Source organism: Amycolatopsis sp. NPDC049159 (assembly GCF_040648295.1).
Lineage (GTDB): Bacteria > Actinomycetota > Actinomycetes > Mycobacteriales > Pseudonocardiaceae > Amycolatopsis > Amycolatopsis pretoriensis_A.
The window spans coordinates 155,821-179,092 of record NZ_JBEZDL010000011.1 but is presented as its reverse complement, the minus strand read 5'-3'; the positions used below and the strand labels follow the sequence as shown (position 1 = coordinate 179,092).

22 protein-coding genes and 1 pseudogene are annotated in these 23,272 nt (G+C 69.9%); 13 read left to right on the top strand and 10 right to left on the bottom strand.

Annotation, left to right across the window (positions count from 1 at the left end; all coding sequences use genetic code 11):
- Positions 1 to 117: 117 nt before the first annotated feature.
- The 3 genes from AB0B33_RS21695 to AB0B33_RS21685 are packed head-to-tail and all read right to left on the bottom strand — an operon-like array spanning position 118 to position 2,891.
- Positions 118 to 606 carry a glutathione peroxidase gene (locus AB0B33_RS21695; RefSeq protein ID WP_247013582.1) on the bottom strand — a complete coding sequence of 163 codons (489 nt, stop codon included), beginning with the start codon at positions 604 to 606 and terminating at the stop codon, positions 118 to 120.
- 9 nt (positions 607 to 615) lie between these two features.
- Positions 616 to 2,121 (bottom strand): glycoside hydrolase family 57 protein, encoded by a 1,506-nt coding sequence (locus tag AB0B33_RS21690; RefSeq protein WP_360774504.1) that lies wholly within the window; start codon positions 2,119 to 2,121, stop codon positions 616 to 618.
- On the bottom strand, positions 2,118 to 2,891 hold the full coding sequence (locus tag AB0B33_RS21685; protein WP_360774501.1) for a methyltransferase domain-containing protein: 774 nt from the start codon (positions 2,889 to 2,891) through the stop codon (positions 2,118 to 2,120). The genes AB0B33_RS21690 and AB0B33_RS21685 overlap by 4 nt, the downstream gene beginning before the upstream one ends.
- Positions 2,892 to 2,944: 53 nt before the next feature.
- On the opposite strand from AB0B33_RS21685, the gene AB0B33_RS21680 reads away from it, so the two are divergent.
- Entirely contained in the window at positions 2,945 to 3,370 is a 426-nt protein-coding gene (locus tag AB0B33_RS21680) for a hypothetical protein (RefSeq protein WP_247013576.1), read from the top strand.
- Here the strand turns inward: AB0B33_RS21680 and AB0B33_RS21675 are convergent.
- The gene (locus AB0B33_RS21675) at positions 3,348 to 4,193 is read right to left on the bottom strand and encodes a DegV family protein (RefSeq protein WP_360774497.1); all 846 of its coding nucleotides are present in this window, start codon (positions 4,191 to 4,193) and stop codon (positions 3,348 to 3,350) included. The genes AB0B33_RS21680 and AB0B33_RS21675 overlap by 23 nt on opposite strands.
- A gap of 242 nt (positions 4,194 to 4,435) precedes the next feature.
- Here AB0B33_RS21675 and AB0B33_RS21670 point away from each other — a divergent pair, with 242 nt between their 5' ends.
- From AB0B33_RS21670 to AB0B33_RS21655, 4 genes are all read left to right on the top strand, one after another.
- Positions 4,436 to 5,221 (top strand): electron transfer flavoprotein subunit beta/FixA family protein, encoded by a 786-nt coding sequence (locus AB0B33_RS21670; RefSeq protein ID WP_247013572.1) that lies wholly within the window; start codon positions 4,436 to 4,438, stop codon positions 5,219 to 5,221.
- Between the two features lie 28 nt (positions 5,222 to 5,249).
- Positions 5,250 to 6,209 (top strand): electron transfer flavoprotein subunit alpha/FixB family protein, encoded by a 960-nt coding sequence (locus tag AB0B33_RS21665; RefSeq protein ID WP_247013570.1) that lies wholly within the window; start codon positions 5,250 to 5,252, stop codon positions 6,207 to 6,209.
- A 160-nt stretch (positions 6,210 to 6,369) separates the two neighbouring features.
- The gene (locus tag AB0B33_RS21660; RefSeq protein WP_360774494.1) at positions 6,370 to 7,152 is read left to right on the top strand and encodes a GNAT family N-acyltransferase; all 783 of its coding nucleotides are present in this window, start codon (positions 6,370 to 6,372) and stop codon (positions 7,150 to 7,152) included.
- Positions 7,149 to 8,033, top strand: coding sequence for a lysophospholipid acyltransferase family protein (locus tag AB0B33_RS21655; protein WP_360774491.1), 885 nt, complete (start codon positions 7,149 to 7,151; stop codon positions 8,031 to 8,033). Before AB0B33_RS21660 ends, AB0B33_RS21655 begins: the two co-directional genes overlap by 4 nt.
- 51 nt (positions 8,034 to 8,084) lie before the next feature.
- Here the strand turns inward: AB0B33_RS21655 and AB0B33_RS21650 are convergent, their stop codons facing one another.
- Entirely contained in the window at positions 8,085 to 8,987 is a 903-nt protein-coding gene (locus AB0B33_RS21650; protein WP_360774488.1) for an NADP-dependent oxidoreductase, read from the bottom strand.
- A gap of 150 nt (positions 8,988 to 9,137) precedes the next feature.
- Between AB0B33_RS21650 and AB0B33_RS21645 the strand changes: the two genes are divergently transcribed.
- From AB0B33_RS21645 to mnmA, 4 genes and pseudogenes are all read left to right on the top strand, one after another.
- Positions 9,138 to 10,421, top strand: coding sequence for a LuxR C-terminal-related transcriptional regulator (locus AB0B33_RS21645; RefSeq protein ID WP_360774485.1), 1,284 nt, complete (start codon positions 9,138 to 9,140; stop codon positions 10,419 to 10,421).
- 44 nt (positions 10,422 to 10,465) lie between these two features.
- Positions 10,466 to 11,829: pseudogene (locus tag AB0B33_RS21640) on the top strand (MFS transporter).
- A 64-nt stretch (positions 11,830 to 11,893) separates the two neighbouring features.
- Complete coding sequence (locus AB0B33_RS21635) at positions 11,894 to 13,090, top strand: cysteine desulfurase family protein (RefSeq protein WP_360774482.1); 1,197 nt, start codon at positions 11,894 to 11,896, stop codon at positions 13,088 to 13,090.
- 4 nt (positions 13,091 to 13,094) lie between these two features.
- A complete protein-coding gene (gene mnmA, locus AB0B33_RS21630; protein WP_247013554.1) occupies positions 13,095 to 14,186 on the top strand; it encodes a tRNA 2-thiouridine(34) synthase MnmA in 1,092 nt (363 codons plus the stop codon).
- 7 nt (positions 14,187 to 14,193) lie between these two features.
- Here mnmA and AB0B33_RS21625 read toward each other — a convergent pair whose 3' ends face one another.
- The 5 genes from AB0B33_RS21625 to AB0B33_RS21605 form a co-directional block, all read right to left on the bottom strand.
- Positions 14,194 to 15,351 (bottom strand): DUF222 domain-containing protein, encoded by a 1,158-nt coding sequence (locus AB0B33_RS21625; RefSeq protein WP_247013552.1) that lies wholly within the window; start codon positions 15,349 to 15,351, stop codon positions 14,194 to 14,196.
- Positions 15,352 to 15,683: 332 nt separating this feature from the next.
- Positions 15,684 to 16,136 (bottom strand): GNAT family N-acetyltransferase, encoded by a 453-nt coding sequence (locus tag AB0B33_RS21620; RefSeq protein ID WP_360774477.1) that lies wholly within the window; start codon positions 16,134 to 16,136, stop codon positions 15,684 to 15,686.
- A gap of 10 nt (positions 16,137 to 16,146) precedes the next feature.
- Positions 16,147 to 16,548 (bottom strand): GNAT family N-acetyltransferase, encoded by a 402-nt coding sequence (locus tag AB0B33_RS21615; RefSeq protein WP_360774474.1) that lies wholly within the window; start codon positions 16,546 to 16,548, stop codon positions 16,147 to 16,149.
- 79 nt (positions 16,549 to 16,627) lie between these two features.
- Positions 16,628 to 17,671: an MBL fold metallo-hydrolase gene (locus AB0B33_RS21610; protein ID WP_360774471.1), complete on the bottom strand. Its 1,044-nt coding sequence runs from the start codon at positions 17,669 to 17,671 to the stop codon at positions 16,628 to 16,630.
- A gap of 105 nt (positions 17,672 to 17,776) precedes the next feature.
- Positions 17,777 to 18,604: a phospholipid scramblase-related protein gene (locus tag AB0B33_RS21605; protein ID WP_360774469.1), complete on the bottom strand. Its 828-nt coding sequence runs from the start codon at positions 18,602 to 18,604 to the stop codon at positions 17,777 to 17,779.
- Between the two features lie 134 nt (positions 18,605 to 18,738).
- On the opposite strand from AB0B33_RS21605, the gene AB0B33_RS21600 reads away from it, so the two are divergent.
- The 4 genes from AB0B33_RS21600 (at position 18,739) to AB0B33_RS21585 (ending at position 23,240) form a co-directional block, all read left to right on the top strand.
- Positions 18,739 to 19,776, top strand: coding sequence for a methionine synthase (locus AB0B33_RS21600; protein ID WP_360774466.1), 1,038 nt, complete (start codon positions 18,739 to 18,741; stop codon positions 19,774 to 19,776).
- Between the two features lie 77 nt (positions 19,777 to 19,853).
- Positions 19,854 to 20,558 (top strand): hypothetical protein, encoded by a 705-nt coding sequence (locus AB0B33_RS21595; RefSeq protein ID WP_360774463.1) that lies wholly within the window; start codon positions 19,854 to 19,856, stop codon positions 20,556 to 20,558.
- Positions 20,559 to 20,569: 11 nt separating this feature from the next.
- Entirely contained in the window at positions 20,570 to 22,753 is a 2,184-nt protein-coding gene (gene ligA / locus AB0B33_RS21590) for an NAD-dependent DNA ligase LigA (RefSeq protein ID WP_360774461.1), read from the top strand.
- Entirely contained in the window at positions 22,746 to 23,240 is a 495-nt protein-coding gene (locus AB0B33_RS21585) for a GNAT family N-acetyltransferase (protein ID WP_360774458.1), read from the top strand. The genes ligA and AB0B33_RS21585 overlap by 8 nt, the downstream gene beginning before the upstream one ends.
- Positions 23,241 to 23,272 lie beyond the last annotated feature (32 nt).

Here is a 23,272-nt window from a genome sequence, read left to right as displayed (position 1 = left end):
ACGTGGATGTGCCCGTGGTGATGGTGGTGGCCGCCGCACCGCAGCGGGCAGTGGCGGGCCTGACCCGATCCGGTGAATCCCGGCGACGGCGGGGGACCGGCGTCCCCCGCCGTGGTGTCAGGCCGGGAGCGCCGCTTCGATGGCCTTGACGACCGTCTCGTCCTCGGGCTCGGTGCGCGGCCGGAACCGCGCCAGGACCTCGCCGTCGGCGCCGACGAGGAACTTCTCGAAGTTCCACTGGACGTCGCCCGCGGCACCCTCGGCGTCGGCGGTCTTGGTCAGTTCCGCGTACAGCGGGTGCTGCCCGTCGCCGTTGACGTCGATCTTCTCGAACAGCGGGAACGTGACGCCGTAGGTCGTCGAGCAGAACGTCTGGATCTCGTCCGCGCTGCCCGGCTCCTGCCCCGCGAACTGGTTGCACGGAAAACCGACCACGGAGAAGCCCTGGCCGCCGAACCGTTCCTGCAGCCGCTCGAGGCCGGAGTACTGCGGGGTCAGGCCGCACTTCGACGCGACGTTGACAACGAGCAGCGCCTTGCCGGCCAGGGAGCCCAGCGAGCTGTCCTGCCCGTCGAGGGTCTTGACCGGAATTTCGTGGATTCCCATGGATCCCTTTCAGTCGTGCTTCAGCGCCCGGGCGTCGAGGTGCCCGAACGGTCCGTCGTCGGCGCGGTAGACGGCCGCGAGTTCCGCGGCCCGCGCGCGGTCACCGCGGCGCAGCAGCCCGGCCAGCGCGTCGAAGCGCTCGGTGTGCACCGCCGCGCGGCGCCGGGCGTAGTCCGCGGCGGAGTCCTTGGTGACCATGAACGCCCAGTCGCTCTCCAGCGCCAGCATCGCCTCGGCGACAGCTTGGTCGGCGACGGTGTCCCGGGCCGTCGTCCCCAAATCGGCCACGAGGTCGAGCAGCCGCCGCTGCAGCGCCGCGTTCGCCTCGACCATGTCCTTGACCTGCTCGCCGTCCCAGACGCGCCAGTCCTTGCCCGAGCCCCACGACGACACCGGCAGGTCGATCGGCTCGCCGACGTGGCCGGCCTCGATCGCTCCCTTCAGCGTCGTCACCCGGACGCCGGCCTCGGGCAGCGCCCGCAGCACGCCTTCCAGCCACGCCGGTCCCTCGTGCCACCAGTGCCCGAACAGCTCCGTGTCGTACGCGGCGACCACGAGCGCTTCACGCCCGTGCTGCTTCTTCAGCGAACGCAGCCGCGCCACGACGGTTTCGACGAAGTCCTTGACGTGCTGCTGCAGGACGTCCGCGGCGAGCGCGGGGTCGTACGGCGCCTTGTCCTGCGGCTCGACCGTCTTGCCGGTGACCCGCGCCGCCTTCAGCCCGACCTCGTGCTGCCAGGTGTGGAAGTCGCGGTACGCGGCGTGCCCGGGGTAGCCGGCCTTCGGCGACCAGACGCGGTAGGTGACTTCGAGGTCTCGTCCGAAACTGACCACGTCGCTCGTGCCGACCGGGCGCGCGGCCCAGGTCTCGCCGCGCAGCGACGGGCCGTCGACCATGAACCGCCGGACGCCGGCGGCGGCGTAGTCGTTTTCCATCCCGGGCGCGTAGCCGCACTCCGGCGCCCAGATCCCCTCCGGTCGCGCCCCGAGCCGCAGCGCCGTGTCGTCGAGCCCGGCGTTCAGCGCGAACTCGCGCACCCGCGGGTCGAGCAGCGGCTGGAACGGGTGGGCCAGCGGGCCTCCGAGCAGCTCGATGGTCGAGTTTTCGACCAAGGACCGCAGGATGGGGGAGAAGCCGTGCCGCCAGCGAGTGCCCAGCTCCTCGGCCGCGCGGACCGCCGTCCGGTGCTCGGCCGCCGCAAGCTCGCGCAGCAGCGGGTCGCCGCCCCACAACGTCGCCGCGTGCTGGGCGCGCAGCTGCCAGTGCCCGAGCCAGTCGTGGAACGCGCGGATGCTGTACGGGTCGTCGAGCTGCGCGGCGAGCACCGGCGTCACGCCCAGCGTCAGCACGTCCCGGCGCCCTTCGGCGGCGAAGCGCTCGAGCAGGTCGACCATCGGCAGGTACGAATGCGCCCACGCCTGGTACAGCCATTCCTCGCCGACCGGCCAGGTCCCGTGGTGCGGCAGCCACGGCAGGTGGCTGTGCACGACGAGGCAGAAAGTTCCTTCGCTCATCGGCGCACCGCCACGGCGATCAGGTCGAGGCTCGCGTCGAGGTCGTCCCCGTGGACGTCGAACCCGGACGCTTCGATCGCGGCGACGTCGGCGAGCAGCGCCGCCGGCCAGACGGCCTGGCCGGGCAGCTCGCCCATGACGACGTCGAGCTGGGCGTCGATGATCGAACCGCCGTAGCGCTCGTCGAGCGCGCGCACGGCCTCGCCGTGGTGCAGCCCGTGCAGCGTCTCGACGTCGAAACCGGCGTCTTCGAGCAGTCCGGCGAGCTCCGACGGCGCCAGCTCGCGGGTGTGGAACGGGTTCAGCGGCGTGTCGCTGTCCGGCGTGAACGTCAGCCGGTTCGGCGTCGTGACCAGCAGTTTGCCGTTTTCCGGCAACACCCGCCGGCACTCGGCGAGGAACCCCGCCTGGTCCCACAGGTGCTCGATGACCTGGAAGTTGGCCACGACGTCGACCGCGCCGTCCCGCACCGGCAGGAACGCCAGATTCGCCCGCGCGACGGCGAGCTCGGGGTAGCGGCGGGCGACGTGCTCGGTGGTCGGGACGTCGTAGTCGAGCGCGAGCACCCGGCGGGCTTCGGTCGCGAGAAGACTGGCGCCGTAGCCCTCACCGCAGCCGGCTTCGAGCACCGTCGCGTCCGCGCAGTGGGGGAGCAGGGCGGCGTACGCGGCTTCGTGGCGCCGGAACCAGTAATTTTCCCCGGCGATGCCGGGGACGGTCCGTTCCCCGGTCAGGTGCAGCGCCTCGGACCGGGTGGCTGGGGTGGTCACCTGCGCGACCATAGCTGGTGTCACGTCCGGCCCGGCCGGCTCGTTCCGTGGTCATGCAACGGACCATCACCCGCGTTCTGCTCGTCTTCTCCGGCCTCGTCGAGGCCGTGGTCGGAATATGGCCACTGGTGTCGCCCATGGGCTTCTACCAGGACTTTCCCGGCTTCCGCACCGGCTGGGTCGCCATGGACGGCGCCTTCAACGAGCACCTCCTGCGCGACTTCGGCGGCCTCACCCTGACCCTCGCCGCGCTGCTGGTCGGAGCCGCCGTGATCGGCACCACAGCGGTCGCGCGGCTCGCCGGCGTGGCGGGGCTGCTGTTCGGCCTGCCGCACTTCCTCTACCACCTCGGCCACGTCGCGCACTTCGAGCGGATCGACCAGGTGCTGATCATCGCGACGACCGGGCTCGGCGTCGTCGTGCCGCTCGTGGTCCTGCTGGTCCCGGGCCGGCGCGTCAGCCCACCGGCGACACCGTGATGCCGAGCGCGCCGGGGCCGAGGTGCGCGCCGATGACCGTGCTCGCCTCGACGACCATGCTCTCGGCCATCGCGGGCACCCGGCGTTCGATCTGCCTGCCGATCTCCAGCTCGTGGTCGCTGGCCCCGAACCGGGTCACGGCGATGTCGGCGCGGAACCCGCCGGACTTCTTCACCGCGAGGTCGACCATCTTGGCCAGCGCCCGCCGCGTGCCGGGGACCCTGGCCAGCGGCGCGACCTCGCCGTCCTTGACCGTGAGCAGCGGCTTGATCGAGAACGCGGTGCCGAGCATCGCCTGTGCGGCGCCGATCCGCCCGCCCCGGCGGAGGTACTCCAGCGTGTCGACGTAGATGAACTCGGTGCTGGTGGAGCACCGGCGTTCGGCGGCTTCGATGACGCGCGCGGCGTCCGCGCCGGCCGCGGCCGCCCGGGCCGCCGACACCACCGCGAAGCCCAGGCTCATCCCGGTGGTGCGGCTGTCGAGGACGTGCACCGGGATGCGGACCTGCTGCGCGGCGTCCCGGGCCGCGCGGACCGTGTCGGACATGCGGCCGGAGATGTGGATGCTGACGATGGCCGTCGCGCCGGCGGCGGCCGCTTCCTGGTAGGTCCAGAAGAACGCCCCCGGATCCGGGGGCGCGGTGGTGATCATCTGTCCCGATCTCATCGCGTCGATGACCTCGCCGCGGTCGTAGCGGTTTTCGTCGTCGAGGTGACCACCCAGGTTCAGCTGGATCTGGACGACCCCGATGGCCCAGCGGGACGCGACGATGTCGGGCAGGCAGGAACTCGAGTCGGTGATGACGGCGATGCGCGCGGGCATGGTGGGGGAGGTTAATGCCTGACACCCACCGCGAGTAGGCCGTGGTTGGTCCGATCGGACGAACGGCAGTTCAAGCGGGGTAACCGGTCGACTACCGGGACGATAGTCCCATTAGATTGCTCATCCAGGTGAATGGCGTCACCTCGGCGGGTACTCAGGGCGGAATGGCCCTAATCTACCGGCCAGTAGAGCACTGACCCGTGGTCGTCCGCGGGGCACAACCGGGAGGTCGAAGCAGACCCATGACGAACATCGTTGTCCTGGTCAAGCAGGTACCGGACACCTACTCGGAGCGGAAGCTCAACGGGACCGACCACACCCTTGACCGTGAATCCGCCGACGCCGTGCTCGACGAGATCAACGAGAAGGCCGTCGAAGAGGCGTTGAAGATCAAGGAAGCCGGCGAGGGCGAGGTCACCGTGATCTCGGTGGGCCCGGACCGCGCGACCGACGCCATCCGCAAGGCGCTGTCCATGGGCGCCGACAAGGCCATCCACGTCTCGGACGAGGCGCTGCACGGCTCCGACGCGATCGCCACCGCCAAGGTGCTCGCCGCCGCGATCGGCAAGGTCGAGGGCTTCGACCTGGTCATCGCCGGCAACGAGTCCTCCGACGGCCGCGGCGGCGCCGTCCCGGCGATCCTCGCCGAGCTGCTCGGCCTGCCGCAGGTCACCTACGTGCGCGAGCTGAGCGTCGACGGCTCGACGATCAAGGCGACCCGTGAGACCGAGGACGGCCTCACGCACCTCGAGGCGAGCCTGCCCGCGATCGTGAGCGTCGGCGAGAAGATCAACGAGCCGCGCTACCCGTCCTTCAAGGGCATCATGGCCGCGAAGAAGAAGCCGGTCGAGACGTTCACCATCGCCGACCTGGGTGTCGACGCGGGCGAGGTCGGTCTCGGCAACGCGTGGTCCGCCGTGACCGAGTCCGCTCCGAAGCCGCCGCGCACCGCGGGTGAGAAGGCCGAGGACGAAGGTGACGGCGGCACCAAGGTCGCCGAGTACCTGGTCGGCCAGAAGCTCATCTGACAACGGCTCTTCGAGGAGGAACAAGAACATGGCTGAAGTACTCGTCCTCGTCGACCACGTCGACGGTGAGGTCAAGAAGGTCACGCTCGAGCTGCTGACCGCCGCTCGCGCGCTCGGTGAGCCGTCGGCCGTCGTCGTCGGCCCGACCGGGACCGCCGCCAAGGCGAAGCAGGCGCTGGCCTCGCACGGCGCCGCCAAGGTCTATGTCGCCGAAGGTGACGACGCCGCGAACTACCTGGTCACGCCGAAGGTGGACGTGCTCGCCGCGCTCGCGCAGCAGGCGTCCCCGGCCGCCGTGCTCGTCACCGCCAGCGGTGAGGGCAAGGAGGTCGCCGCCCGCCTGGCCGTGCGCCTGGGCTCCGGCCTGATCTACGACGCCGTGGGCGTCAACGGCGACGGCGTCATCGACCAGTCCATCTTCGGTGGCGCGTTCTCGGTGAAGTCCAAGTCCGCGAAGGGCGCGCCGGTCGTCTCCATCCGCCCGGGCGCGGTCGAGGCCGAGCCGGCCGAGGGCGCGGCGGCCGAAGAGACCGTCGAGATCCCCGCGGTCGACGCGGCGAAGGCCACCAAGATCACCGGCATCGAGCCGGTGACCGGCGGTGACCGTCCGGAGCTCACCGAGGCCTCGATCGTGGTCTCCGGTGGCCGTGGTGTCGGCTCGGCGGAGAAGTTCGACGTCGTCGAGAAGCTGGCCGACTCGCTCGGCGCGGCTGTCGGCGCCTCGCGTGCCGCGGTCGACTCCGGCTACTACCCGGCGCAGTTCCAGGTGGGCCAGACCGGCAAGACCGTGTCGCCGCAGCTGTACATCGCGCTCGGCATCTCCGGCGCGATCCAGCACCGCGCCGGCATGCAGACGTCGAAGACGATCATCGCCGTCAACAAGGACCCGGAGGCGCCGATCTTCGAGATCGCCGACTTCGGCATCGTCGGCGACCTGTTCAACGTCGCGCCGCAGCTGACCGAAGCGGTCGAGAAGCGCAAGGGCTGATCCTGCACGTCGGAAGGGCCTCCCGGGACGTCCCCGGGAGGCCCTTTTCGCGTTTCCGGGACCTGAGAGAAGCCTGAGAACCCGCCATTAACTGAACGTGCACCAATCGGTCATCGGATGGCACTCTCCGCGGCTTCCGACGCGCGGGTACACCTTGACCATGACGACGTCACAGCTCCTCGTCAGCACTGATCAGGCGGGTGCCGAGCTCCCCGCGGACGCTCCTCGGTACTCCCTCCTCGTCGCTCACGCGAACGATGAAGTGGTCGCCGCGCAAAAGCTGCGGTACCGCGTTTTCGCCGAGGAAATGGGGGCGCGCCTGCACTCGCTCCGGCCCGGTCTCGACGTGGACGAGTTCGACGAGTTCTGCGACCACCTGGTGGTCCGCGACGACAACACGGGCGAGATCGTCGGCTGCTACCGGATGCTGCCGCCGGAGCGCGCCGCGCGGGCCGGGAAGCTCTACGCCGACAGCGAGTTCGACCTGGGCGCGCTCGACGGGATCCGGCCGCACCTGGTCGAAACCGGCCGCTCGTGCGTGCACCCCGACCACCGCAGCGGCGCCGTCGTCAGCCTGGTCTGGGCCGGCATCGCCCGCTACATGCTCCTTTCCGGCCACCGGTACCTCGCCGGCTGCGCGTCCGTCCCGCTGGCCGGCGACGGGTCCTTCGCCGCCGGCGTGTGGGACCTCCTGCAGGCCAAGCACTACTCGGACGAGGCCACCCGCGTCTCGCCGCTGACCCCGTGGGACGCGTCGGCGATCGAACGCCCGGCGCGCGCGACGCTGCCGCCGCTGATCAAGGGCTACGTCCGGCTCGGCGCCAAGGTCTGCGGACCGCCCGCCCTCGACGCCGACTTCGGTGTCGCGGACTTCTTCGTCCTGCTGGACCTGCACAACGTCGACGAGCGGTACCTGAAGTTCTTCCTCGGGACCCAGGGATGAGCCACGCTTGGATGCCGACGTCCCCCTGCGGCGACGGCTGCCTGACCGACGGCGACGCGGTCGTCGGCCTCCCACGCCGGGTCCTGCGCTTCGCGGCGGCGATCACCGCCGTGCTCGCGGCGCTGCTGTCGGCGCCGCTGCTCCTGGTGCCGTGGGGCCGCGAACGCCGCATCCGGCTGATCTTCCGCGGCGTGCTGCGGGCGTTCGGCGTCCGCCTGGACGTCCACGGCGGCGCCGACTTCCTGACCGCGCCCGCCGGCCGCGGCGCGCTGGTCGTCAACAACCACATCTCGTGGCTGGACATCGTCGCGATCAACGCGCTGCGCCCGATGCGCGCGCTGGCCAAGAAGGAGATCGCGGGCTGGCCGGTGCTCGGCGGCCTGGTCCGCCGCGGCGGCAGCATCTTCCTCGACCGCGAGCGGCTGAAGACGTTGCCCGCCACGATGGCGTCGCTCGCCGACGCACTCCGGACGGGTTCGCTGGTCAGCGTCACCCCGGAAGGCACGACCTGGTGCGGCCTGGCCTCGGGCCGCTTCACGACGGCGACGTTCCAGGCGGCCATCGACGGCGGTGTCCCGGTGCGCCCGATCGCGCTCCGGTACCGCCTCGCCGACGGCCGCGAGACCAGCCGCCCGGCGTTCATCGGCCCGGAGTCGCTGATCGCCTCGCTGCGCCGGGTCGCGGCCCTGCGCGGACTGGTCCTGGAACTCCACATCTGCCCGGAGATCGCCCCCGGCCGCGCGGAGGACCGCCGCGAGCTGGCGGCCCTCGCCGAGGCGGCGGTCCACTCCGCGCTGGGCACGGTCCGGATCCCGGCCCAGCAGCGCCGCCGTACGCCGCGCCGTCAGCCGGCGCCCCTGGCTTCGCCTCCCGCGAAGTGATCCGGGCCCTGTCGCCGCGATCCGGCGACAGGCCCGGGTCGGCCGGCGTCCTCAGCCGACGGTGATCGTGAGCTTCCCGCCGGGGTGCCCACCCTCGCTTTCGATCTGCCCGGCGGCCGCTTCGGCGAGCGGGTAGCTCTTGCCGTGCGCGAGGCCGACCCCGCGCTCGGTCACCCAGCCGGCGATCCCGGTCAGGACCTCGCGGGTCTGCTCGCCCCCGCTGGAGAACGGGATCCCCAGCTCGAAGGCAGCCGCGTCGGCGATCGTGATGACGCGCTCCTGCGAGCCCCGCAGCTCGACGGACCCGGGCAGCACCCCGTGCCCGGCGGCGTCGAACACGGCGTCGATCGGCTCGGACGCGGCCTCGCGGACCCGCTCCTGCCAGCCGTCGCCGTAGAGCACCGGAACGACGCCCAGCGACTTCAGGTCGTCGAGGCTCCGGCTCCCACCCGTCCCGATGACGGTCACGCCCTGCGCGACGGCGACCTGCGCGGCGAACCGCCCGACCGTGCCGCTGGCGCCGTGGAGCAGCAGCGTCTCGCCTTCGCGGACGCCGAGCAGCCCGAGGACGCGCAGCGCGGTCTCCCCGGCGACCGGCAACGCGGCGGCGTCCGCCCACGAAAGGCTCGCGGGCTTCGGCGCGAGCGTCTTGGCCAGCGCGTACTCGGCGTAAGCGCCGGTCTCGGACCAGCCGAACACCTCGTCGCCGACGGCGAAGTCCGCGCCCGCACCGACGGCGTCGACTACCCCGGCGACCTCGAGCCCGGGAGTGTGCGGGAAGGGCACCTGGAAGTTCTGCTGCATGAAGCCGTTGCGGATCTTCCAGTCGATCGGGTTGACGCCGGCGGCCCGCACGGCCAGCCGCACCTGCCCCGGTCCGGGCTCCGGCACCGGCACCTCGGACAGCTGCAGGACGTCCGGCCCGCCGTAAGCGGAGAAGGTGATCGCTCGCATGGTGTTCGGCACTCCTCGGTTGGTGAGTCTTCGAATGTCCTCGGCACGCAGTCAACTCGCCCTGCCTGCTCTACCGAACCCCCCGGACGAGCAGTGTTCACTAGCCGGACGAGCAGGCCGCCCGCCGCCGGACGCGCCTACCTTGGGGCCATGGACGCTTCCTGGTCGGATCCGCGGCACGTGCTCGACGTCGTCGACCGGCTGCTGTCGGCCCCGCGGCCCCAGTTCTTAAGCCGGTTCTCCACGGAGCTGGGGCGGCTCGTCCCGCACCGCGCCGCCGCGATGCAGACCGGCGACTGCCCGCGCAGCCCGCTCAAGGTCATCGGCGACGAGACGATCACCGCGGCCGTGACCAGCGCCGAGCTTCAGCGCCTGGTCGACCGCAGCGAGCCGGGCAGGGCCCTGGTCATCGACGGCGACCTCGGTGGAACCGAACGCCGCATCGTCCTGCTCGCCTCGACGCCGGCGATCGGCAAGGGCTCCGTGCTCGCCGTGGTGCCGGAAGCCGGGGAGCTGCGGTCCGCCGACCTGGAGCTGGCCGCGCAGCTGTGGCACATCGTCAGCACGGACGCGGCCCAGCGCGCGACGGACCCGGGCCCCGACGTCCTGGCCAGCAGCCTCGCGGCGGCCTCCGCCCGAGCCCAGGCGATCACCGACCTCGGCCAGACCCACGCGGCGACGTTGGCCACGCTCCTGGCGGTGCTCCGCTCCGGCCGCCTCTCCGACACGGTCGCCCGCCGCACCGCGGTCGACGTGGCCGCCGACGCCCTGCTCGCCCTCAAGGGCGTGGTCGACCGCGACCAGGCCCTGTCGGCGGAGCAGGCCGACGCGGCCTTCGCGGTGCTGAAGACGCAGCTCGCCGACCTGGTCCGCCACACGGAGGTCGACGTCGACCTCGCCGACCCGATCGGCGACGCATCCCTCCCGCAGGACATCGCCCACACGGCCCGCACCCTGACCCGCGGCCTGGTGCTCGCCGCGTTGGACCGCCCGACGACCACCCGCCTGCGAGCGTCCTGGCGCCTGGACGGAACCCTGCTCCGCATCACGGTCCGTGACAATTGCCCGGAGGTCGCGGACGCGATCCCGGCCCGCGGCCTGACGGATCGCCTCACCGCCCTCGGCGGCCACTGGGAGCTCGACGCGGTCCCTGGCTGGGGCACGACGGTCACGGCGGTCCTCCCGCTCGGCGTGGCCGAACCGCCGGAACTGCGCCCGCTGGACCGCCTCAACCCGCGCGAGCTCGAGGTCTTGTCGGGAATTTCCCAGGGCTCACGCAACCGGCAGATCGCCGAACAGCTGCAGCTCAGTGAGCACACGGTCAAGTTCCACGTCCGCAACATCCTCGACAAGCTGAACGTCACCTCCCGCGGCGAGGCAGCCGCGTTGGCCCGTGACCTGCCCCTGGAACCGGCGGCCCACCGCACGGCCTGAGGAGGCTTGACCTCCAGCGGGCTGGAGGTTGCACGCTGCCGATCATGGCCTCGACGATCGGCTCCGCACCCCGCCGCAGCGTGCTTTGGAGTGCGGAACACCGGCTGACCACGATCGCTCTGTTGTTGGTGGTCACGTTGGTCGCTTTCGAGAACATGGGCGTGGCAACGGCGATGCCGACCCTGGTAGCCGACCTCGACGGCCTGGCGCTGTACTCGTGGCCGTTCACGACCTTCCTGATCTCCAGCGTGGTCGCCACGGTGCTGTCCGGCCGCATCGGCGACCGCCGCGGCCCCGCCCCGGCGCTGCTCGCCGGCCCAGCACTGTTCGCGGCCGGCCTCGTCGTCGCAGGAGCGGCAACCGGCATGCCGGTCTTCCTCCTCGGCCGCGCCCTGCAGGGCTTCGGCTCGGGGCTGTTCCTGGTCTCGGTCTCACTCCTGATCGCCCTGACGTTCACCGACCACGAACGCCCGGTGATCTACGCCGCCAACGCGGCCGCATGGGTCCTGCCGGCGGTCATCGGCCCATCGGTGGCCGGCCTCCTGACGGTGACCATCGGCTGGCGCTGGGTTTTCCTCGGCCTGGTCCCCTCGTGGTCATCGGAGCGACCATGCTGACCGTGGTCGTCCGACGGCTACCCACGCACACGCCCGCGGTCGACGGCCGCCGCGCAAACGTGTCCCAGGCAATAATCGCCGCCCTCGGCGTCGCAGCACTGACGTGGGCGGCCCAGCACCACTCCTTCCTCGCCCTCGGCTACGGCACGGTGGGCCTCCTCGCCCTGGCCTACGCCCTCTGAACCCTCCTGCCGATCGGAACGCTGACCGCCCGCTCCGGCCTGCCGGCAGTCGTCGCCTCCCGCGCCTTGATCGCGGGCGCGTACGCCGGAATGGAGGCCTACCTACCGCTGACAATGAGCGCAGTCCACGGCTACAGCCCGGCTCTCGCCGGCCTACCCCTGACGATCACGGCTCTGGGCTGGTCCGCAGCTTCGGCAGCCCAGGGCCGATACCTCAACTGGTCGAGAGAGGCCTCGCTGCGCACGGGGTTTTGGCTGGTCGCGGCCGGACTCGTCGGCTTCGGCCTGGTCTCCCAACCATGGTGCTCCGGCTGGCTCGCATTCGTGGCCTGCGCAGTCGGTGGCGCCGGCATGGGCATCGCCATGCCCGCGATATCTGTCCTCCTGCTGCGCTACTCACCCGAAGGTGAACGCGGGTTCAACACCTCGGCGATGCAGCTCGCCGACTGGGTGGGCTCGGCCTTGCTGGTCGGCCTGGGCGGCGTCCTCCTCGGTGTGGTCGGCTCGGTCCTCGACCCCTCCCCGGCGATGGCCCTGCTCACAGTGGCATTGGTGGCACTCGCGCTACTGGGGGTCCGGCTGACCGGGCGGTGGCCGTCGAAGGTGTGACAGCCCACTTACAGGACCAGGGTGGGCTTGGTCACGCGCCGGAGCGGACTACCCTGATGGAGCGATGACCTATCTCGACCACGCGGCGACCACTCCGATGTTGCCCGAAGCCATAGCGGCGATGACCGAGGCGCTGTCCACCGTGGGCAACGCCTCCGCGCTGCATTCTTCGGGCCGCCGGGCTCGGCGCATGGTCGAGGAAGCCCGCGAAACGATCGCTGACGCGCTGGGCGCTCGTCCCTCCGAGGTGATTTTCACCGGCGGAGGCACCGAGAGCGACAACCTCGCGATCAAGGGCATCTACTGGGCCCGTAGCGAGGAACGAGAGCAGCGCCGTCGGGTTTTGTGCGGTGCCGCGGAGCACCACGCAGTGCTCGATACCGTCGAATGGCTCGAGGACCACTGCGGCGCCGAGGTCGTCCTGCTCGACGTGGACAGCCAGGGACGCGTCTCGCCCGACGTCCTCCGCGCTGCCATCGCCGCGGACCCCGAATCCGTGGCCCTTGCCACCGCGATGTGGGCCAACAACGAGGTCGGCACGATCAACCCGATCGCCGAGCTGGCGGCGATTTGCGCCGAGTTCGAAATCCCGTTCCACACTGATGCGGTTCAGGCTGTCGGCGCTGTTCCGGTCGATTTCGCCGCCAGCGGTGCGTCGGCGCTGACGCTGACCGGGCATAAGCTCGGTGGTCCGCTCGGTGTGGGAGCACTCCTTCTCGGGCGAGACGTGACTTGCGCGCCCCTGCTGCACGGCGGCGGTCAGGAACGCAACGTCCGCTCAGGCACCTTGGATGTGCCGGCGATCGTGGGCTTTGCGGCCGCAGTCCGAACCAGTGTCACCACCCGATCTGACTACGCCAAGCGCGTCGAGGGGTTGCGTGACGAACTCGTCGAGGCCGTCCAACGCGAAGTACCTGACGCCGTCCTCAACGGGGGAGACGGCGAAAGGCTGCCCAGCCACGCTCATTTCACCTTTCCAGGATGTGCCGGCGACAGCCTGCTGATGCTGCTCGACGCCAAAGGCATTGAATGCTCGACGGGATCGGCGTGCACTGCAGGCGTCGCCCAGCCGAGCCACGTGTTGCTCGCCATGGGAGCAGATCCGGCGGCGGCCCGTGGTTCCCTTCGTTTTTCCCTTGGCCACACATCCACTGTCGCGGATGTCGAGGCAGTGGCTGGCGAGATCGGTGGAGTCGTCCTGCGCGCACGGCAGGCCGGTCTCGCCGGAATGCGCAAGCAGACCCAGAAGCAAGAGGTGTAAGGCAATGCGGGTTTTGGCCGCGATGAGCGGAGGAGTGGACTCGGCGGTCGCCGCGGCGCGCGCGGTGGACGCCGGGCATGACGTCGTCGGCGTGCACCTGGCGCTGTCGGCCAAACCGGGAACGTTGCGGACCGGCTCGCGCGGGTGCTGCACGATCGAAGACTCGCACGATGCTCGACGAGCCGCGGATATTCTCGGCATTCCCTTCTACATCTGGGATTTCGCCGAGCGCTTCACCGAGGAGGTCGTCGAGACCTTTGTCGGTGAATACGCCGCCGGACGCACTCCCAACCCATGCGTGACCTGCAACGAGAAGATCAAGTTCGAGGCTCTTCTCGAGAAGGCGATGGCGCTCGGGTTCGACGCTGTCGCTACCGGCCACTACGCGCGTCTTTCTGTCGTCGACGGCGTGCCTGAGTTGCGTCGTAGCGCGGACAGCGGCAAGGACCAGTCCTACGTGCTCGCCTCCCTCACAGCTGAACAGCTCAGCCACGCCATGTTTCCCCTCGGCGATTCCTGGAAGTCAGATGTCCGGGCAGAGGCGGAGCGGCGTGGCCTGTCCGTTGCCAACAAGCCCGACAGCCACGACATCTGCTTCATCCCGGACGGTGACACCAAGAAGTTCTTGGAGAACCGTCTGGGTCAGCGTCCCGGTGAGCTCGTCGACGCGGAGACGGGTGCGGTCCTCGGCCGGCACACCGGAGTGCACGGATTCACCATCGGCCAGCGCAAGGGCCTGGGGATCGATGCTCCGGCGCCGGACGGCCGCCCGCGGTACGTCCTGTCGCTCGAGCCGGTGTCCGGCTCCGTCAAGGTCGGCCCGGTAGCCGAGCTCGGCGTTGATGTGATCGAGGCCGATCGGGCGATTTGGCCCAGCGGCAGGCCGCTGACCGAACCGACCGAGTGCGTGGTTCAGGTCCGGGCCCACGGAGGCATCGTCGACGCGGTCGCCGACGTGGATTCCGACACCATGACAGTGCACCTGCGTGAGCCGCTGCGTGGAGTCGCTCCGGGCCAGGTCGTCGTTCTCTACCGGCCGGATTCCGAAGACGGTGACCTCGTTTTGGGCAGCGCGAAGATCTCGGGCACGCGCTGACCACCCATCACTTTCGAGCTTTCTTCCGGCTTCGGTTGCCTCGACGTCGATCCGGCTGGATCGACGGTGGTGTCGTCGAATGCACCTGCCCCGCCGGCGTCGCGACGTTCACGGTGCCGTCCGAGCTGACTTCGTAGTCCCAGCCGGGCTGCCTCTTCAGGTTGCGGTGCCGTGAGCAGTAGGTGACGGGCTGATCCGGCGTCCCTTCGGGCCCGCCCTCGGGACGCGTCGCTTCGACCCCGCAATTCTGTGCGGGACGTGTGCATCCCGGCTGCCGGCATTCCTGATCCCGGACCCGGATGAACTCGTCCTGGTGGAGGGGATAGCGCGTCGGCGAGAGTTCGAGTGCCTGGCCGGTACGCGGGTCGGTCAGAACCCGTCGCAGTGCCGTGTCGGGTCCGCCGATGATGTGGCGGGCCACCGCGGCGGCGATAGGCCCGCGACCGGCCAACGCCGCCGGCGTTTCGCTGATGCCGAGGTAGGTGTCCAGGTCGATGTGGAGGAAGACCTCGGTGCGCTCGCTCGGACCGCCTGTGCCGCTGAGCAGCAAATCCATGGCCACATCCGCGCGGAGCTGATCGAGGGTGCGCGCCTCCTCCGGAGTCTTCAATGCCCGAGCGGCCCGATCGATGCGGGCATAGGCGGCGGTCGCCTTCTCGGTGGGTGCGTTGTTGACCGAAAGGTGGGTCACGCCGGTGTCCTGGTGATGCAGCACGAATCGCCGCTCGACCAGTTTCTGCTCGGTGCGGAGCGCGGCCCCTTCCGGATCGGCTTGCGCGGCCGCGTAGGTCGCTGCGCGGCGAACCTGCGTGGCGTTCCTTCCCTGCACTCGATCTTCGAGCGTCGCGTCGACGGCGCCTACGTGTTCTTGGGACAGCCAGGCCGTCGCGTCGGTGACCTTCATGGCGCGGTACAGGTCGAGTCTGCCGTCGTCCATGAGGTTCAACATGCGGGGAAGCCGGACGATCAGTGCGCTGGCCGCGGAAACGATGGCTCTGGCGCGGTGTTCCGTTATGGACAGGGCGAGTGCTACTTCCGAAGCCGCGCTGGGCGCCCGTCTCCGTCGCACGCTCAAATTTGCGATCGCTCTCAGCTGAACAGCTTGCAGCTTGGAGATCTCCGCGTCGGTGTCGCGGATGAGGTCGACGACTTGGTCGTCTTTCATACGCTGCAACGATTCCGGATCACATCGGACCGATCGCAGCATCATGGGGAGTCTGTCGTCACTGCCCGAGGGGTCGGTGGCAGGGACGAGCTTGTGGACTGGTTGTGAAGGTGCCATGAGTCCGACCGTACGACGGCTCGCAACGAAAGTCATCGAGATTCGCGGGAAAGGGTGGTGAAAGGGCGCGAACGGTCCGTTCGCGCCGTTCGCGGCTTGACGTAATAAGATTCATTCGGAATCGTCGCGTGCGTGGACGTCCGTGTCTGGGCGTACACGAGGCGAATTGAGCAGCTGAGAGTCCGAAGTGGACTGATTCGAGGTTGGTGGGTGGGTTAGAGCTTGAGTTTGAATCCCGTGTGGCTCGGTGTGAAACCAAGGCGCTCGTAGAAGCGATGTGCGTCGGTTCTGGAGGTATCCGACGTGAGCTGCACGAGTGCGCACCCGCGACGCCGTGACTCGGTGATCGCCCAATGCACGAGGTCGGCGCCGAGTCCGGAGCCGCGGTGGTCGGCGTGGATCCGTACGGCCTCGATCTGACCGCGAAGCGCCCCTCGCCGGGCCAGTCCGGGAATGATCGTCAGTTGCAGTGTCCCGACCGGTTGGTCGTTGTGCGTGACGACGACCAGCAATTGGTTGGGGTCCTTGACGATTTCATCGAAGGCACGCATGTAGGGATCGAGGTCGGTGGGATCGTCTCGGGTAGCACCTAACTGGTCGTCCGCCAGCATGCGCACGATCGCACCGATGTCCTCACGTCTTGCCTTGCGGATCACGTATTCGGTCACGGCGCCAGTATCACAGCGCGCGGGTGAACCCTTCATAGCTGTGCTCGAAACCGAAGCGTGCGTAGAACTCTCGTAGATCGCCACGGGTGAGGCCGGAATCCAGATGGACGCGCGTGCAGCTTCGTCGGCGGGCCTCGTTGATGCCCCAGGACAGAAGTGCGCTCGTCACGCCGCGCCGGGAAGCGCGGATGCCCTCGAGCAGGCCGCGGGCTGCTCCGTCCCACGAGAGCCCTCGAAGCACCGTCAGCTGGGCGGTGCCGACGATGCCGTTGTCGTCCTCGGCCACGACCAGCGTGACATGAGGGGTGTTCATGAGCTCACGGAGTGTGGCTGTCAGCTGCTCGCCCGGTGCACCGAACAGGCGCACGAGCGCCTCGATGTCCGTGGTGCGGGCGCGTCTGATGACATCCATTTCACCCAGTATGCAGGACGCCAGGCGACAGCTGACGCTGTTACGACGCAGCTACTCCCGGTGCTGCCCTACGCTATCGTCAAGCCACCGAGTAGTGCCGAACGCCGTCGACGATCTGCGTGTTCAGTTTTCCTTGCGATGCCAGCAGGTCGAGGTGAGCCGCTGTTTCCAGCACCGCGAGCATCTGGTTGAACGAGTCCATTTCGGACAGTTTGCGGTTCCGGCGGGTCCAGCCGACCCGGTGCGCGGCTTCGTTGGCGGTCGTGGCCCCGGCGGCGATCTGCGAGCCCATCGTCTCGAGACGCTGCCGATGATGTTCCAGCAGTTCGTCGACCCGTGTGTGCACGCTGTCGGACACAGGGCCATGCGCGGGCAGCAGCCGGCGGTCCGGCATCGCGCGAACCAGGCGGAGGGATTCGATGAAGTCGTTGAGCGGCAACTCGGCGGGTACGGGCTGAAACCCGATCGAGGGCGTGATGTGCGGCAGCACGTGGTCGCCGGAGAACAACAGTTCGGCGGTGTCGTCGATGAAGACCACGTGCCCGGCCGTGTGTCCGGGAGTGGCGACGACGTCGAAGTCGCGACCGGGCAGGATCGGCCGGCGGCCCGGTGTCAGCCATTCGTCGGGCGCTTCCCAGAGATCGGCCTCCGTGTGGCGCCGGTCGGTGCCGAATTCCCGGGCGAGCGCTTCGACGACTTCGCCTGCCCCGGCCTGGAACAAGAGGTCGACCTGGGCCTCCATGGGCAGGCGGTCGGGATTGCCCGATGCCTTGAGCGAGGGCTCCTCGTCCTGGCCGAGGGCGATCTTCGAGCCGAATTCACGGCGGAGGACCACCGCCTGCGAATAGTGGTCCCGGTGCACGTGGGTCACCAGGAATTCGCTTACGTCACCGAGTTCCGCGCCGATGCCGCCGAGGGCGTCCGCAAGCTGTTGCCGGGCCACGGTCAGCGCCCAGCCCGAGTCGACCAGGACCAGCTTCTCGCCATCGGTGACCGCGTAGACGTTGACCGCGCGCAGACCGTCGTTCGGCAGCGGCAGGGGGATCCGGTAGACACCGGCCGAGACCTCGTAGATCCCGGGCTCGGTCCAGTTCCTGTCGCTGTTTTCCGGCAACGGTTCCACGGTGACCTCCCGTCCCGGCGAGACTGCGGTGTCCCGGCCTTTCTTCACATTGAGCCGTGCCGGGCCCGCTGTCCACCTGGAGAAGATGAGACACCGGTCACTCGATCAGTCGGTGTCCTGCTTCAGCGCGGTGTCGATCGTGAGGGCTGCGGCGACGACCATGCTGGCGAGCGGATCCGGCAGCGGGTGGGGGATCTCCACGACGTAGTTGTCGGCTGTCGTGAAGGCGGCCTTGATGAAACCGCCCCACGTCTTGGTCACCCGGGCGACTTCGGTGCCGGCGTGGTCGCGGATCGAGAAGTTCCAGGCTCGCCAGTTTTCGGCGAAGATCCCGCCGACGGAGCGGCCGTCCACGACGAAGCCGAACCGGATCTTACCGAAGACGTTCTCCTGGACGATCTCGCCGATCGGGGTCTCGTCGGCCCGTGTGACCAGGAAGCGTGACTTGAACACCTTCGCGGGGCGGGTCACCTTCAGCACGGTGCTGTGGTTGGCGTCGCGGACCTCGAACTTGTGGGTCAGGAACTGGTCGTACTTGGTCAGGAGCCGGATGGCCTTCTTCAGCGTGCTCTGGCCGACTTCGACGACGCCGCCGAGGCGGTTGCCTTGCTGGTCGAAGACGCCGAACTCGTTGGCCATCTCGATCAGCTTGGCGCGCTGGTTGACCACCAGCACCGGCTCGGTGAACAGGGTCCCGCCGCCGTTGTGCGCCGCGCCGCGGCCGCGTGTCGCGCGGGCGACCTGGTTCTGGATCCGACCGGGGTCGTGGCCGCGTTCGATGTCCAGCTCGATCGGCGTCGAGTCGCTCGGTGGTGGGGGCGCCTGGTGAGCGGGCCGGGTGTTGGCGGTCCAGGCCTGGCCGTCCCACCATCGGTGCAGACGGGGGTCCCGCGCGTCGGGGTACCAGCCCGGCTGCGGTGGCGTACTCGTCATGGCCGGTCAGCCTATCCGCGCGGACCCGCTTGTGGCGGCGGTAAACGGAAATGCGGCGAATGTCCGCATCGACGCCGGCGGGCGAGGTGGCCCGGTCGGTGTCGTCGGCTGGTGGTCGACCAGAATGAGCGGTCGTGAGTGAGCGACTTTGGCCCCTGGGTGCCGCGACAGCGATCGGTTCGATGCCTGGTACCGATCCCGCGGAAGCGGCGGCGGTCGTGTTCGGCGAGCTGCCCGACTTCCCGCACCTACCCGAGCTGCCGGCCCGCGGTGTCGGGGCGGACATGCTCGGCCGGACCGCTGCGTTGCTGGTCGACCTGGCCGTCGACGTCGTCCCGAGCGGCTATCGCGTCGCGCCCCGGCCTGGTCACGAGCATCGCCGTGCGGTCGACCTGCTTCGCTGGGATCTCGACGCGGTCCAGGAGGTGCGCGAGAAGACCGGGGCCACCCCGCCGGTCTTCAAGGTCCAGCTCGCCGGGCCCTGGACGCTCGGTGCCGGGATCGAGCTGCCCAGGGGCCACCGGGTGCTCACCGACCACGGTGCCTTACGAGATTTCACGTCGTCCCTGCTGGACGGACTCGCAGTTCACGTCGCGGAGGTGCAGGCCAGGACGGGAGCGCCGGTGGTCGTCCAGTTCGACGAGCCGTCGTTGCCGACCGTGCTCGCCGGCGGGCTGTCGACGCCGTCCGGCTACGGGAACGTTTCCGCGGTGCCGGAGCCCGAGGCCCGTGACCTGCTCGCCACCGTGATCGAGGGCGCCCGGCGGATCACCGGCCGACCGGTGATCCTGCACTGTTGCGCCGGCAAGCCGCCGCTCGGTCTGCTGCGCGAAGCCGGGGCGGACGCGCTGGCCTTCGACCTGAACGCGCTCGATGGTGCGTCCGCCGCTTTCCTGGACGAGATCGGCGAGGTCTGGGACGGCGGGGCGACGCTGTTCATGGGAGCGGTCCCCACCACGGCACCTTCGTCTCCGATCAGCCTCAAGGACGTCGGCGAGCCCGCGTTCCGGCTGGCCGACCGGCTCGGCTTCAACCGCAGCGTCCTCGCGGAACGCGCCGTTCCCACACCCGCCTGCGGTCTCGCCGGTGCGACGCCGGACTGGATGCGCCGGGCCCTCGCGCTTACGCGCGATCTCGGCAAGGCCTTCGTGGAGCCGCCGGAGGGCTGGTGACGGATTCCGCTGACGTCCGCTTCGCCCGGCCAGTAGCGTGGCGGGGGTAGCCGACCTGACGAGGACCGTCCGCAACCATGCGCCTGTTTCGCCGCAAGAACGCCGTCGCCGACCCGCCCGACCCCCGTACCGCGTGGCCCGAGCAGCACGTGCCGGAGGACCCGGCTGCCGCCGCGGAGGCGTTCTGGCAGGGGTGGTTCGAGCTGCTCCCGCTGGTCAGCGCCGCTCTCGGCGAGGGTGAGCCGCACCGGGTGGAGCACGAGCTCTGCCAGCTGGTCGAGGCGCTGCACCCGCGGCTGCACTTCTCGCTCGAGCGTGGTCGTCAGGCGATCTACGCCCTGGTCGTGACCGGTCAGGAGGATCCGGAGATCCGGCCGTTCACCGATGCGTGGCGGGCCGCCGGGCCGCCGGACGACGCGATCTGGGAGTACCACGACTCGGTTCCGCCGGTGCCCGATCCGACCGAGGTCACGGTGAACCTCGGCGAGCGCCGGATCGCGCTGGCCGATGTCCGGGTCGTCGCGCAGGTGGACGAGGGCGAGCGCGTGGTCGACGTCGCCGTCTACCACCCGGGGTTCTCCGACCTCGACGACGTCACGCGGCGGACTATGACCTTCCTGCCCCTCGACGCCACATTGGGTGAACGTCTCGCCGCCGAACGACTACGGCGCGTCGAGACCGCGGAGGTCGAGCCGGCCGGTGCGATCACCCTTCTGGAGCTCCGTGAACTGGTCCGCGGGCTGGCCAGCGGGCCCGACGAAAATGTCGGTGCCCCCGGCTAGGCTCACCACCCGTGAGCAGCACCGAACTCCCCCAGGACCAGATCGCGGCGGTCGACGCTCCGGTCGCCGCCGAGGACGTCACCGACGTCCCGGCCGATGTGCGTGAGCGGCACAGCGCCCTCGCCGAGGAACTGCGGAACCACCAGTTCCGCTACTACGTCCTGGACTCGCCGATCATCTCCGACGGGCAGTTCGACGAGCTCCTGGGCGAGCTCCAGCAGCTCGAGGAAGCGCACCCGGCGCTGGTCACGCCCGAGTCGCCGAGCCAGCGGGTCGGGGGCACTTTCTCGACCGAATTCACCGCGTACGACCACCTCGAGCGCATGCTCAGCCTGGACAACGTGTTCGACCGGGACGAGTTCCTCGCCTGGGTGGAGCGCGTCGAGAAGGAGGTCGGGCGCACCGAGTTCCTCGCCGAGCTGAAGATCGACGGCCTGGCGATCAACCTCTTGTACGAAAACGGCCACCTCACCCGCGCGCTCACCCGGGGTGACGGCCGGACCGGCGAGGACGTCACGCTCAACGTCCGCACGCTCGACCAGGTACCGGAGACGCTGACCGGCTCCGACCAGTTCCCGGTGCCCGCGCTGGTCGAGGTGCGCGGCGAGGTCTACTTCCGCGTCGAGGACTTCCTCGAGCTGAACGCGAAGATGGTCGAAGCGGGGAAGCCGCCGTACGCGAATCCGCGCAACACCGCGGCCGGCTCGCTGCGGCAGAAGGACCCCAAGATCACCCGGGAGCGGCGCCTGCGGCTGATCTGCCACGGGCTCGGCAAGCGCGAGGGCTTCGAGCCCCAGCGCCAGTCGGAGGCGTACGACGCGCTGGCGGCGTGGGGGCTGCCGGTGTCGCCGCACAGCAAGGTCCTGTCGACGGCCGACGAGCTCACCGAGCACATCGTCTACTGGGGCGAGCACCGGCATGACGCCGAGCACGAGATCGACGGCGTCGTCATCAAAGTCGACCAGGTGACGTTGCAGCGGCGGCTGGGCACGACGTCGCGCGCACCGCGGTGGGCGATCGCCTACAAGTACCCGCCGGAAGAGGCCATCACCACGCTGCTGGACATCCAGGTCGGCGTCGGGCGCACCGGGCGGGTGACGCCGTTCGCGGTCACCGAGCCGGTCAAGGTCGCCGGGTCGACCGTGGCCAGGGCCACGCTTCACAACGCGGAAGAGGTCAAGCGCAAGGGCGTGCTGATCGGCGACCGGATCGTCATCCGGAAGGCCGGCGATGTCATCCCCGAGGTCCTCGGGCCGGTGGTGGACGCGCGCACGGGCGACGAGCGCGAGTTCGTCATGCCCACCCACTGCCCGGAATGCGGTACCGAGCTCGCCTACCAGAAGGAGGGCGACAAGGACATCCGCTGCCCGAACACGCGGTTCTGTCCCGCGCAGCTGCGGGAGCGGCTCTTCCACCTGGCCGGGCGCGGCGCGTTCGACATCGAGGTCCTCGGGTACGAGGCGGCGGTCGCCCTGCTCGACGCGCGCGTGGTCGCCGACGAGGGCGATGTCTTCGATTTGAACGAAGAGAGCCTCGCCGAGGTGGAGCTGTTCCGCACGAAGGCCGGCGAGTTGTCGGCAAACGCGCGAAAGCTGATCCTCAACCTCGACGCGGCGAAGGACCGGCCGCTGTGGAAGGTGCTGGTCGCGTTGTCGATCCGGCACGTCGGGCCGACCGCGGCGCAGGCGCTGGCCCGCGAGTTCGGCTCGATCGAGCGGATCGAGCAGGCCACCGAGGAAGAGCTCGCCGACGTCGACGGCGTCGGCCCGACCATCGCCCGCGCGACGCGGGAGTGGTTCGAGGTGGGCTGGCACTGCGAGATCGTCGAAAAATGGCGACGCGCCGGCGTGCGGATGGAAGAGGAGCGCGACGAGTCGATCCCGCGCAACCTCGAAGGGCTGTCGATCGTGGTGACGGGCTCGCTCGACGGCTTCTCCCGCGACGAAGCCAAAGAGGTCATCATGGCGCGCGGTGGCAAGGCCGCCGGGTCGGTTTCGAAGAAGACCGCGTTCGTCGTCGTCGGCGACGCGCCTGGTTCGAAGTACGACAAGGCCGTGCAGCTCAAGGTGCCGGTGCTCGACGAAGCCGGCTTCCGCGTCCTTCTGGAGCGGGGGCCCGAGGCGGCGCAGGAGGTGGCGCTGCCGGCCGGTGACGAGGCCGAGAAGACCGACGAGTCCGGGGAGGCGGATGGGTGACGTCGAGATCCGGCCGCCGCGGCCCGAGGAGTACGCCGCGGCGGGCGAGGTCACGGTGCGGGCGTACGACGTCGATGGTCACCTGGGCGGTGACGTCGGGTACGACGCCGTGTTGCGTGACGTGGCGCGGCGGGCCGAGCAGGCCGAGGTTCTCGTCGCCGTCGACGGCGTGGGGGATGTGCTCGGGACCGTGACCGTCGTGCTGCCGGGGTCGGGGTTCGCCGAAATTTCACGTTCCGGCGAGCTGGAGTTCCGGATGCTGGCGGTGGCGCCGTCGGCACGGGGACGGGGCATCGGTGAGGCGTTGACCAGGGCCGTGCTCGACCGCGCTCGGGCGCTGGGCGTTCCGCGGGTCGTGCTGAGCAGCCTCGAGGGCATGCGCAGCGCGCATCGGCTCTACGAGCGGCTCGGGTTCGCGCGCCTGCCGGAGCGGGACTGGCGGCCGTTCCCGCACATCAGCCTGATCGCCTACGAAATCGACGTTTGACCTGGGGCTGGTCGAAAAAGGGACGAGCCCGC